This is a genomic window from Halococcus hamelinensis 100A6, from assembly GCF_000336675.1.
Lineage (GTDB): Archaea > Halobacteriota > Halobacteria > Halobacteriales > Halococcaceae > Halococcus > Halococcus hamelinensis.
In genome coordinates this window covers 1-11,951 of record NZ_AOMB01000002.1, presented here as the reverse complement: position 1 = coordinate 11,951, position 11,951 = coordinate 1, and the positions used below count along the sequence as shown (strand labels likewise).

General features: G+C 63.7%; 12 protein-coding genes. 4 read left to right on the top strand and 8 right to left on the bottom strand.

Going from position 1 to position 11,951, the window contains the following annotated elements; translation table 11 throughout:
• Positions 1–21 precede the first annotated feature (21 nt).
• Positions 22–708 (top strand): ABC transporter ATP-binding protein, encoded by a 687-nt coding sequence (locus C447_RS00075; RefSeq protein WP_007689590.1) that lies wholly within the window; start codon positions 22–24, stop codon positions 706–708.
• A gap of 16 nt (positions 709–724) precedes the next feature.
• On the opposite strand, the gene C447_RS00070 is transcribed toward C447_RS00075, so the two are convergent.
• Both C447_RS00070 and C447_RS00065 read right to left on the bottom strand, forming a co-directional pair.
• The gene (locus C447_RS00070; RefSeq protein WP_007689588.1) at positions 725–3,043 is read right to left on the bottom strand and encodes a heavy metal translocating P-type ATPase; all 2,319 of its coding nucleotides are present in this window, start codon (positions 3,041–3,043) and stop codon (positions 725–727) included.
• A 70-nt stretch (positions 3,044–3,113) separates the two neighbouring features.
• Positions 3,114–3,869: a helix-turn-helix domain-containing protein gene (locus tag C447_RS00065; RefSeq protein WP_007689587.1), complete on the bottom strand. Its 756-nt coding sequence runs from the start codon at positions 3,867–3,869 to the stop codon at positions 3,114–3,116.
• A gap of 414 nt (positions 3,870–4,283) precedes the next feature.
• Here C447_RS00065 and C447_RS00060 point away from each other — a divergent pair, with 414 nt between their 5' ends.
• Entirely contained in the window at positions 4,284–4,664 is a 381-nt protein-coding gene (locus C447_RS00060; protein WP_007689585.1) for a cupin domain-containing protein, read from the top strand.
• 91 nt (positions 4,665–4,755) lie between these two features.
• Here the strand turns inward: C447_RS00060 and C447_RS00055 are convergent, their stop codons facing one another.
• The 4 genes from C447_RS00055 to C447_RS00040 are packed head-to-tail and all read right to left on the bottom strand — an operon-like array spanning position 4,756 to position 8,232.
• Complete coding sequence (locus C447_RS00055; protein WP_007689583.1) at positions 4,756–5,151, bottom strand: DUF7124 domain-containing protein; 396 nt, start codon at positions 5,149–5,151, stop codon at positions 4,756–4,758.
• An 18-nt stretch (positions 5,152–5,169) separates the two neighbouring features.
• Positions 5,170–6,879, bottom strand: coding sequence for a nucleoside recognition domain-containing protein (locus tag C447_RS00050; protein WP_007689581.1), 1,710 nt, complete (start codon positions 6,877–6,879; stop codon positions 5,170–5,172).
• Complete coding sequence (locus C447_RS16945) at positions 6,872–7,051, bottom strand: 30S ribosomal protein S14 (RefSeq protein WP_079255095.1); 180 nt, start codon at positions 7,049–7,051, stop codon at positions 6,872–6,874. The genes C447_RS00050 and C447_RS16945 overlap by 8 nt, the downstream gene beginning before the upstream one ends.
• A 2-nt stretch (positions 7,052–7,053) precedes the next feature.
• The gene (locus C447_RS00040) at positions 7,054–8,232 is read right to left on the bottom strand and encodes an NAD(P)/FAD-dependent oxidoreductase (RefSeq protein WP_007689577.1); all 1,179 of its coding nucleotides are present in this window, start codon (positions 8,230–8,232) and stop codon (positions 7,054–7,056) included.
• 64 nt (positions 8,233–8,296) lie between these two features.
• On the opposite strand from C447_RS00040, the gene C447_RS00035 reads away from it, so the two are divergent.
• Together C447_RS00035 and C447_RS00030 are read left to right on the top strand one after the other, a co-directional pair.
• Positions 8,297–9,577 (top strand): GTP-binding protein, encoded by a 1,281-nt coding sequence (locus tag C447_RS00035; protein WP_010612751.1) that lies wholly within the window; start codon positions 8,297–8,299, stop codon positions 9,575–9,577.
• Between the two features lie 2 nt (positions 9,578–9,579).
• On the top strand, positions 9,580–9,852 hold the full coding sequence (locus C447_RS00030; protein WP_007689573.1) for a hypothetical protein: 273 nt from the start codon (positions 9,580–9,582) through the stop codon (positions 9,850–9,852).
• 51 nt (positions 9,853–9,903) lie between these two features.
• On the opposite strand, the gene C447_RS00025 is transcribed toward C447_RS00030, so the two are convergent.
• A complete protein-coding gene (locus C447_RS00025; RefSeq protein WP_007689571.1) occupies positions 9,904–11,085 on the bottom strand; it encodes an FAD/NAD(P)-binding protein in 1,182 nt (393 codons plus the stop codon).
• Between the two features lie 170 nt (positions 11,086–11,255).
• Positions 11,256–11,951: metal ABC transporter permease (locus C447_RS00020; protein ID WP_007689569.1), on the bottom strand; the 696-nt coding region annotated here is incomplete at its 5' end.

The window sequence follows — 11,951 nt, the reverse complement described above, 5'->3', positions numbered from 1 at the left end:
AGATGTGTATAAGAGACAGCGGTGACCGCGCTCGACGACGTGAGCTTCGCGGCGAGGGACGGGGAGTTCCTCTGTATCGTCGGTCCCTCGGGCTGTGGGAAGACCACCCTCTTTCGGCTCATCGCGGGCTTCGAGGAACCCACGGAGGGCGAGGTCTGCGTCGACGGCGAGCGCGTGGCGGGACCGGGAACCGATCGAGGGATGGTGTTCCAGGACTACCGGCTATTCCCGTGGCGAACCGTCGGCGAGAACGTGGGCTTCGGCCTCGAACAGCAGGACGACGGCGACCGAAACGCGCGTGCGGCACGCGTGACCGAGATGCTCGACCTCGTCGGCCTCGACGGAACCGGCGATGCCTACCCCAAGGAGCTCTCGGGTGGGATGAAACAGCGCGTCGGGCTCGCCCGCGCACTCGCAGTCGATCCGGCGGTCCTCATGATGGACGAACCGTTTGGGAGCGTCGACGCCCAGACCCGCGAAGAACTCCACACGCGGTTCATCGACATCTGGGAGCGGACCGAAAAGACGGTCCTGTTCACGACCCACGAGGTCGATGAGGCGGTCCACCTCGCCGACCGGGTGCTCGTCATGGGCTCCAACCCCGGCTCCGTCAAGGAGGTCGTCGACATCGACCTCGACCGGCCGCGCTCGCGGACCGACGATGCCTTCGCGGACCGCGCCGAGCACATCCGTTCGCTCATCGGGTAGCGGTGGCCCCAGGCGTTCAGTCGAACCGATCGGGTCGCAGCCGCGAGAGCCGCATCGCGTTCGCGGTCACGCCGATACTCATCCCCATATCGCCGATCACGACCGCGGCGATCACACTTACGGCCCCAAACGGTACGCCCACCGCCAGCAACGCTTTGACCGCGAGGCTTCCCCATACGTTCTGCTCGATCACCGACGTTCCCTTCCGTGAGAGCGCCACCAAGTACGGAATCTTCGTGAGGTCGTCGCTCAACAGTGCGATGTCCGCCGTTTCGAGGGCGGTGTCCGTCCCGGCCGCCCCCATCGCGATTCCGACCGTGGCGGTCGCGAGCGCCGGGGCGTCGTTGATGCCGTCGCCGACCATCGCGACGCCGTCGGATCCCTCGACGAGTTCCTCCACAGCACTCACTTTCTCCTCGGGGAGCAGGTCGGCCCGGTACTCGTCGACCCCGACCCGTTCGGCCACTGTTCGAGCCGTTCCCTCGTTGTCGCCGGTGAGCATCACGACCCGGTCGATCCCCTGGTCACGGGCCACGTCGAGCGCGCGATCGACGTCCGGCCGGACCTCGTCGGCGACCCCGACGACACCGACGAGACGCTCGTCCGTTCCGACCAGTACCACCGTCTTCCCTGCCGCCTGGAGCTCCGAAACCACTCGTCCCGCGAGGTCGAGATACCGACCGTGTTCGCACGGCTGCAGAGCGGCAGCGACCCCACCATCCGTTGCAATGGTGCCGTGATAGTGCGCGAGGTCGAAGCCCAAGTCCTCGAAGAGGTCGGGGCTGCCGACGTAGTAGCGCTCTCCTTCGAGACGGGCCGCGACCCCTTTCCCGGTCAGACTCTCGAATCCGTCGACGGGTCGGTCCTCGACACCCTCGTCGCCCGCAGCCTGGTCGATCGCGGCGGCGATCGGATGTTCGCTTCGACGTTCGAGCGATCGCGCGTCCTGGAGCACGTCCTGCCGTGTCGCGTCGCCAACCGGGACGACGTCTGTGACGGTGAGTTCGCCCTTGGTGAGGGTCCCAGTCTTATCGAGGGCGAGCGTATCGACGGCCGCCATCGCTTCGAGGTCCGGGCCGCTCTTGATCAGAACGCCGTTGCGTGCCGCGCTCGTGATGGCCGAGATGACGCTCACGGGGGTGCTGATGACCATCGCACACGGGCACGCGAGCACCAGCAGCGTGAGCCCCTGGACGAACCCGGTTCGCCACGTTGCGCCCAACACGAGCGGCTGGACGAACAGCAGCGCGACCGCCAGCCCGACGATTACCGGCGTGTATCTGTCCGCGAACCGATTCACGAACTGTTCGTGATCGGTCTCCTCGCGCTGGGCGTCCTCGACCATCTCGATGATCCGCGCGATAGTGTTCTCGCCAGCGGTCGAGGTGGCGCGAACTTCGAGGTAGCCGTCCTGATTGATCGTCCCAGCGAATACCTCGTCGTCCGTTCGTTTGGCGACGGGAGCGCTCTCGCCCGTGACCGGAGCCTGGTTCACCGTGCTCTCGCCGACGACGACGTCGCCGTCGACGGGCACCTTCTCGCCGGGTCGAACGACTACCGTCTCGCCTACCTGGACATCGTCGACATGTATCGACCGCTCGTCGCCGTCACGCCGGACGGTCGCGGTCTCCGGTGCGAGCTCCATGAGCTCGTCGAGCGAGTTCCGCGCTCGCCCGATCGAGTAGCGCTCCATCAGCTGGGCGACCGAGAACAGCACCGCGAGCGTTCCGCCCTCGAAGTACAGCTCCGCACCGAAGCAGACGCTCGCGAGGACCGCGCCGAGGATCCCCGCGGTCATCAGGAAGTCGATGTCGAGGCTCCGGTTGCGAGCCGAGTAGTAGCCGTTCTTCAGAACCGTGCCGCCACCGGCGACGATCCCGAGCACGAAGCTCAGGTCGCTCCCGGTGAATCCCGGCCCGAGACCGCCGAGAAGCACGATATCGAACGAGGGGAGGAGATACTTCAGGACGACACCGACAGCGAGGAACGTCGCACCCGTGTAGACTTCGAGCGCTCGTCGGCTCCGCCACACCGAACCTGGTCCGTTCCGTGGACGGCCGTCGTCGGCCGGTGACGATCCGGTTCGCTCCCCTTCGACCTCGTATCCGCTGCCTTCGATGGTCTCGACGAGCGCCGTCTCCGAACAGGAATCCGGATCGTACGTCACCGAAACCGTTCCGGTCGTCGGTTGAGTCGCGTACTCGACGACCCCGTCCTGTCGCCCGAGCGCGTTTTCGACCTTTCCGGCGCAGGAGGGACAGTCCATATCCGGGACCGCGAACGAGATGGTTTCGTCACGACCCGGGGATGGTCGCGATCCCGCATCGGTTGACATACTTCGATCGAGGACCTCCAACGCCTTCGACGGTCGGTTGGTACACACCAACCGCCGGCGGCAAGCGTGGCTACCGGTTTGAGCGAGACGGCTGCGTCGCGGGGAGCCCCTCGATATAGTCGGCTGCGAGCGTCGCTTCCGCACGCCGGAGTCGATAGGAGAGCGTCGAGCCGGGAATACCGAGTTCGTCGGCGAGTTCGTACGTTTCTATCGCCCGCGGGGTCTCGTAGTAGCCCCGCTCGACGGCCGCCCGAAGCGCCGTCTCCTGTTCGGGCGAGAGCCGCCGGTCGGCTCCGTCGTGCTCCTCGTCAAAGTGGTTGGGTCCCGCCTCGCGGACCCGGACGATCTCGACCCCGGCCGTCGCATCGATCTCGGCTTCGAGAGCCCGGTAGAATGGGGAGATCGGTCGGTCATTAGGGAGGATCAGCCGCCACTGGTAGGCGCGCTCCTGCCAGGTGGTTTCGAAGACGAGCCCCTGCCCGAGATGTTCGAGCGCGAGATGAGGGATCGACGTACACGTCGGGGTTCGTTCCCAGTACGAGTAGAGAACGAGGGTGTCGGCGGAGCGGTCGAGGACGGAGGTCTCCCATTCGCCCTCACAGTCGCGTCGGACGAGACAGTCCGCGTAGTACGGTGCGTTCGAGACTGCATCGGCGACATCATCGAGAGCGCTCTCAGAACCAGTGATGTGGTCGACGCGCCAGAGCGTCGTGGGCGTAACGTGGCACGAGAGCGACCGAAACCGTGTCTCGGGAGCAGCGGCGAGAACGTCTGCGACCGGGTTGTCTCCGGGCCCGTAATCGAGGGTAAATACGAATTCGCGCATAGACGATTTACGACGGCCGCAATGATGTAACTGAGGATCACGAAGAGGGTCTTAGTTGGGAAACAACGATTCCTGTGCTGCTACTCGCCTGTCGACGAAGTGATGTGCCGAGGTCGAATGAGCTATCAAAATAGAGATTCAAAATAAGAATTCTTATTATATTTGGGTTCTTAATTGCTAATTAGAGTATGGTTGCTAGACATGAAGCGATTACGAGCAACTGTCCACACTGTGATTGGTGGGTGACAACGGGATCGTATGCAAAGGCGATCAAGGCCTACCAAGATCATCTCCGGGAGGAACATCATGCGATGTGGGTGAGAGGATGAACCAGCGGGGTACCGTTCGTCATCAGGCCAATAGCAGCAGAGAGCTATCCCAGAGAGGACTCGAAAGCCATCTCGGTGTAGCAACATGAGTGGATACACGAAGATCAACTACACGGAGACCGAGCAAGCAGCGGACGCGATGCACCTCCTTCGAGAACCGCTCGGCTGCCGACGAGTGGGGGTAACAGTCACGCAGTGTGCGCCGAACTGGTCGAACGAAGTTCACGACCACGCTGATGACGGCCACGAGGAGGTGTACGTTCTCATCACTGGCCAGGCCACCGTTCGGATCGACGACGAAGACGTTCCAATGGAGAGCGGTGATGCACTTCGAATACCATCGGGAGCCACACGGCAAATCCAAAACGGAGACGCTGTGAGCGCCTTCGTGTTAGTGAGCGCGCCCGATATCGATCCGAGTGCTCCGAACCCAGACGACTGGATCCTGACCGGATTCCAAGGATAGATGGCTCATCTCCGATTCCGTCCGTCCTTTCGAATGGTACGTCGGAACCTTCTCAAATGGCGAAGAACCGAAGTCATCGTAGCGGACCCTCTCAGTCCCGTATTCTGAGCACCTGATTCAACCAGGCTGTCAACCATCTCCCCGACCTCGTCTCCGAATTTCCGAGATTCCAGCCAGCAGCACTGGCGGCGTCCGCGAGACGCAGGTATTCCCATCGCTGCCGGAGAAGGTACGCCGGCCGATCGGGCGTCGTTCCGATCAGAACGTATCGCTCGGTTTCGAACTGTGTACTGAGATCCTGGAGGTCCCAAGCGGTCGGTCTCGCCCGGAAGTCACGACGGACGAGGTGTTCGGCGCAGAAGGCGTCAGCAGCCGCGGGGTCCGCAGAGAGAAGCCCCACGTTCCGCGCCCATCGCCGTGCATCGACGACCACCGCCTGCGGGTCGCGAGCCTGCCGGAGCGCAGCGAGCTCGAACGCGAGCGTCATGGTTTCGCCCGCCATCGGTCAGAAGAGGAGCGTGCCGCCCCACGCGATGAGGAGCGAAAATCCCGCGGCGGCGGCTGCCTGGCGGAGCATCATCCGCCCGGCATATCGCGGGGAGAGTTCCTTCGCAACCGTGATCGCCGTCACCAGACAGGGGAGCAACACGCCCGCGAGATAGACCGCCGTCAGCACCTGGACGGGAGTCATCGCGGACAGGGTTCCGCTGAGGCCCTCCGACTGCAACAACAGGAGGCCGTCCTTGCGGATCGAGCCCATGACGACGACCAGTGCCGTCGAGCCGGAGAGGTTGAACAGCCCCATCACCGGCGAGAGGACCTGCCCCATCGCGTCGAGGACGCCAAAGTAGTCGAGCAGCGACGCGACGAGGACGATACCGGCGAAAACGGGGAGTGCCTTCAGGAAGAAACTCCGGATCACGGTTCTGGTCTCGCGCCAGACGGACCGCCACGTCGGCCGCTGGAGGAACGCGCGGTTCGCAGTGGCGAGCGACGCCGTTCGTGCCCGCTCGGGCGCGATCAATCGGGCGTAGATCAGCGTCGTGGTCGTGAGGACCGCGAGATAGGGGACGACGAGCCACGGCATGTCGACCGCCGCGAACACGGCGAGCGTCGCCGGGAACTGATACGAGCAGGCAGAGCCGAAGCCGATCGCCGAGACGGCCGTCCCGCGCGTACAGTCCGAACACCCACGCGTACTCGTAACCGCCGGGACGTTACAGCCAAAGCCCATGACCACGCGGACGAGGTCGCGACCGGTGAGACCCACCCTGCGGAGATACGGGTGGAGCGACGCGGTGATCCGCGTGATGAGCCCGCTCTGCTTGTAGACGGCCATGAAGACCGCGAAGATGAGGATCGTCGGACCGGCCCAAACGAACAGAAACGGGCCCATCGAGAGCAGCCCGTAGTCCCCACCCAGCACCGCCGCGAGCGGTCCCGGAAGCCCGCTCGCCCACTGGACTGCTGGCTCCAGCACCGTCTCGACCCATGGGGAGAGCTCGGCGGCCACGGCGTTCGCGAAGTGGACCGCGGCCGCGGCGGGCAACAGGAGCAAAGCGATACTGACGAGTGGACCGGCGAGAGGATGCTCGATGACCGTTCTCGGCGGATCGAGGTGGATCCCCGTCTGCCGGTGAACTCGTCCTGGAAACTCGTCGGGGCTCCGAAGCGCACCGACGAGTCGATCCCGGTCGGTTCCGTCGACCGCCCCAGTACCGCCGTCGGTCGCGACGCGGGTAACGTCCCGCGCGTCCACCGGGGTGACCGGGACTCCGAGGTCGTCGGCGAGCGCGTCGAGTTTTTCGCGTGCCTCGGTCCGGTTCTCGACTTTGTCCCAGAACGTCACCGCGACCGCACCGACCTTTCCCTGTACCAGTGGCAGCAGGTCCTCGAGATCGTCGTCGATGTCCGTCGCGCGAACGACGAGCAACACGGTCTCGGTGTCCTCGACGGTCCTGATCGCCGTTCGGGTGGTCTCAGTGTCCGTCCTGAGCAGGATACCGGGAGTATCGACGAAGACGAATTCGTCCGATTCGTATTGTTCGACGTCGACGGTCGTTCCCCTGAAGCTTCCGGTCGTCGGCGTCGTGCCGGAGAGACCGGCAACGAGCTCCGATTTCCCGACGCTCTCTTTTCCGACGACAACGACGGTTTCTTTCTCACCGCTCGCCGCCGACGGGCCATCGCCCGACCGCGTCGATCCATCACTCATACTTTTCGAACCCCATCTTTGGTGCGAGTTCGCGGAACGACTGTCGACAGAGCCAGATGTCGTACTTGCCGACGAGACCCTGTTCACGGCCGGTCATCCAGCATACGTGTCGGTCGTCGTCCCCGTCGTTCGGTCGCTCGGCTCCATCGTCGATTGGGGTATCTCGTGTCACGGTTAGCAGTCACAGATGTCCGGTTCGCAGCAGGACAGGTCCTGTAGGAACATCCCCTCGTCCCGGTACTCCTCGAGGGGAGCGCGGTCGATCTCGAGTCTGGCGGCTATTTCATCGGCGACGACGGCGAAGCGCTGCCTGAACTTGTAGATAAAGCAAAAGTCCTGTCCGTTGTGCGCGACTTGTGGGCCGACGAGAAACAGGCCGGAGGCGATAGTTGACTCGTCTCGGTCCGTAAGCCGGGGACGGTGATCTTCTTTCTCGAAGAACTTGTCCGCAGGTCCGAACGTCCCCTCGAATCCCGTCGCGAGTACCGGGGAATTACGGGTCGCGTATGCCGCTCCGTCGGTGCCGCGCACGACGAACGTTCCCTCCTCAACGTCGACACGTTCGACGCGGATCCCGTCTTCGAGGGCGATCGGCGCATCGTTCTCAGAGGCCGTCTGTAATCGCTGGCTCGTATACGGGGAGAGGACTTCGCTCGGGTCGGGGCCTCGGAACTGCCACGGCCCCGTCTCGTCGACGACCAGGACTTCGGTGCCCAGGTCCGCGAGTGCGAGCGCCGCATCGATGCCGCTCTCGTAGCCACCGACAACGACGACCGGATCGTCCGTGCATTCGCTGGCGAACGTGCGCCAGGAGTCGACCCGCGAATTATGAACACAGTGGCTCGCGCCGGGGAACGGGTCGTCGTTCGGCGCTCCGAACTGACCGGCCGCCCAGACGACGAACTGACTCCGGATGACGCCGGTGGACGTGTGGAGCACGAACCCATCAGTATGTTCTCCCGGTGTTTCGACGTCGGTACCGGATCGCTGTATCGATTCCACCGCTACGCCGGTCCGAACGGGCAGATCGTGAAACTCGGCGACCGCCCGAAGATATTCGGCGTACTCCTCACCGCTCGGGTGCTCGCGGTCGAGAGCGAACGCAGGTGACGTGTCGATGGTGACGGCGTTCAGGTCCCGGCAGCCGAAGTTGTTGCCGGGGAAGGAGGGTGTGATGAACCGCATCTCCTCGGGCCACCGTTCGAACGACGCGCCGACCTCGTCCCGTTCGAGGATCGCGTAGGAATCGAGATCGAGATCGGCGAGGACGGCCCCGATACCGACACCAGCAGCGCCTGCGCCGACGACCACCACGTCGAGCGACTCGTACTTGCGGACTTCGTCTGGTCTCACTGTTAACAATATAGTGGACTAGATAGCCAAATATAAATAATTCACGCCTCAATCTTAATAAGCAATGAGCAGAGAGACGATTCCCGTCACCGTGCTGAGCGGCAACCTCGGCGCGGGAAAAACGACCGTGCTGAACAACCTCCTAAACACGCGAACCGATCTCGATGTCGCGGTGCTCGTCAACGACATGGGCGAGGTGAACGTCGACGCCGAGCGGGTCGCCGAACACTCGGACATTTCGGAAGAGGACGAGGACCTGATCGAGCTCTCGAACGGCTGTATCTGTTGTGAGCTCCGCGGCGACCTCCTCGACGCGCTCGCGAAACTCGCCCAGGCACGCGAGTTCGACTACCTGGTCATCGAATCGACGGGCGTCGCCGAGCCGCTGCCGGTCGCACAGACGCTCACGATGGGGTTCGACCAGTCGGACCTCGACCCCACGGAGTTCTACGAGGAGACCGGTATCGAGGTGATGGACTACTACGAGCTCGACACGACCGTCACCGTCGTCGACGCCCACCAGTTCTGGACGACGTTCGACTCGACGGAGTCGCTGATGGATGGTGACACCGAAAAGGAGCTCGGGAGCCTCCTCGTCGAACAGATCGAGTTCTGTGACGTCCTCCTCTTGAACAAGTGCGACCTCGTGGACGAGGAGACGCTCAACGAGATCGAAGGGATGATCGAGGTGCTCCAGCCGCGCGCGAAGGTCATCCGAACGGAGCACGGTGCGGTCGATCCGGACGAGATCTTGGATACCGGCCGGTTCGACTTCAAGGAAGCGAGCCAGTCCGCCGGCTGGATACGGGAACTCAAGGAACCCCACGCGTCCGCCGAGGAGGAACACGGTGTCACCTCGTTCGTCTTCGACTCCCGACGGCCGTTCCATCCGACGCGGTTCGCGGAGCTGTTGGACGAATTTCCAACGAGTGTCGTCCGGTCGAAGGGCCACTTCTGGCTAGCGGGGCGTGAGGAGATAGCGTTGGGGGTGGACGTCGCCGGTCAATCCATCCGGATCGCCCCCGCCGGCGAGTGGATCGCGGCGCTTCCGAAGGAAGAACGCGAAGTCTACTTCGAGGCGGATCCACAATTGGCGGAAGCCTGGGACGAGCAGTGGGGTGACAGAGGCACCCGACTCGTTCTCATCGGTACCGACATGGACCACGATACGCTTCGCGGGGACCTCGACGCGGCCACCTTGACCGACGAGGAGATGAACGCGGACTGGGACGCCTTCGAGGACCGCTTCCCCACGTTCGAAGTCAACGAGGACGCCGCAGAGGCCACCGAACAGGAGGACCAATCGGCTGACAACGGTGCCGAGGAGGTCGGCCTCGCCGATTGACCATGTCGTCGCCACGCTCGCTCTTTCGAACGGTAGTCAATAGGAACACGCCACACGAGACCCGAATAGCCGCGATCGACGAACTCGCCGACGCGGACGCGACCAGCCAACTCCACACCATCGTGGTAACGGATGGTCTCAACGGAACCTATCGGCGTCGGGCGGTGAAAAACCTCGGGCAGTGCCGGTCCTTCACCGAGCTCGAACGGCTGATCGACGATGTCACCGTTCCGCCGAGCCTCCGTAAAACGGTCGAAGAAGTCTCCCGGTTCTGACCGGTTCGGACCGTCGCTGCCCACGTTTCTGTGGCTTGGCTACACGGAATATCACGCGAGAAGTCGTTCGGCGGCTCGACGTGCGCCGATGATGTTCCGGGCGAACGGGCCGACGGTCGGCTCGGCGAGCGCACCCGAGACGTACACGCTCGAATTCGTGCCGTCGGTCCGTCGCCACGCGAGCGTTCGGTCGTCGAGCACGGGGAACCCGTTCGTGCCGCGTTCGAGCGAGAGTGACCGGGCGATAGTACTCACCAGCGGATGCTCCGGCACCGGATCGAACCCGGTGGCGAGTATGACCTGTCCCACGGTCGTTGCTGTGCCATCGCCGAACCGAAAGAGGAGGCCGTCATCGGACGCGTGGGCACACGCTATTTCGCCGATACGAACGTTTAGATCGCCTCGGTCACGGGCTGTGGCCAGCCGTTCTTTGAGGTACGGTGGAATCGTCGCATCGTTGCGAGCGTCCCGAATCCGGTCGTAGCGGGCCTGTGACCCCGGTGGAAGCGAGTGTATCTCCTTTTCGATGTGGTTCCAGTTCATCCAGCGCGGGTCCGCCTCAGTAAGCGCGCTCTCCAGCGAGTGACGAGACAAGAGTGTGACATCAGCGGTCCCGGACAGTCGACAACAGACTTGCGCAGCGGTGATCCCGCCCCCAACGACGAACGTCTTCCCGTCGAACGTCGTTACAGCCGGATCGAACTCGTCGTCCCAGATGTGGACGACCGGAACCTCGTCCGGAAGCGACTCCGTCCAGTGTGGGTAGGTCCGCCCACCACTGAGGCCGATGGCGAGTACCACGTTCCGGGTCGTGAGATCACCATCATCCGTTCGCACCAGAATACCTTCTTGCTGTTCGGTGACGTCGGTCGCGCGTGCCCGGACGTGACAGCGCTCGATGCATCTGCGCTCAATGGTATCCCCAGCGTGGTCGAGAAAGACGTCGAGTGTCGGTCGGTTCGGATGGCTCTCCGTCGGGACGAGTTCACCGTCCCGCTCGGCCCCCTCGGCGAACGACCTGAGCGAAAACGGCTCCGTATCGATGTGGTGGACGAACGGGGACCGGAGGGACCGCATTCCGCACTGGCGAGCCTTGCTCGTGAACGAGCCGAGTAGTTCCTCTCGGGGATCGACTATCCTGATGTCCGCGTGGCTGTATCCGGTCTCGTTGAGGAGACAGTTCGCCACGTACGTTCCGTGGATGCCGCCGCCGATGATCACGTACTCATACATCGATTGACTCGTGAGTCGTCGATTTTCTATTGCTCGCTTCGACCGAACGGCAGTGTAGCGGCGTCCATGCCGAAAGCGTGGCTTTCGACCCATCATCAGCGGTGGGGACGTGCCTGGGAGAGGTGGCTGACGCGGGCACGAGGTCCGTGTGAGACCTCAGCGCCTCTGACTCACTCATCTTCCCGACCTCCGTCGGGTTCGGGGCTGGCCACCGGATTCGTAGAGAGCTTCGCCCACAGCTCGTCACGCCTCGCAAAGATACCTCGTTTGGAACTCGATCGAACGCGTCGGCCGATCAGCGCGAGAGCGTAGACCGCAATCGCGGCGAGCACGACCGACCCACCGGCGGCGAGCCCGTAGACGTACGAAAGGGTCACACCGGCGATGACTGAGATTTCGGCCGCCAGGACGCCGAACACGAGCGAGCGCTTGAAGCTCCGGGCTCCGGTGGCCGTCGCGACCGGGACGACCAGCATCGCGGCGACGAGGATGACGCCCATGATCTGTATCGCGCTCACCACGACGAACGCGGTGAGAACGACCAGCAACCTATTGAACAGTGGAACGTCGATCCGGGCGGCCCGAGCAGCGGTCTCGTCGAAGGTCACGTACAGCAACGGGCGGTATGCCAGTGCAACGACACCTGTCACGAGCCCGGTCATCGCCAAGAGTAGCCCGACACTCGCGGTCGAGACGGTCGCCAGCGTCCCGAAGAGGTACGCGTCGATGCCAACGGCGATGTCACCACCCGTCGCGCTGATGAGCACACTCCCGAGCGCGAACCCACCCGTCAGCACGATCGCGAGGGACATATCGGTGTACGCGTCGGCGTACTCGACCAACACCTCGACGAGCAACGCGGCGAC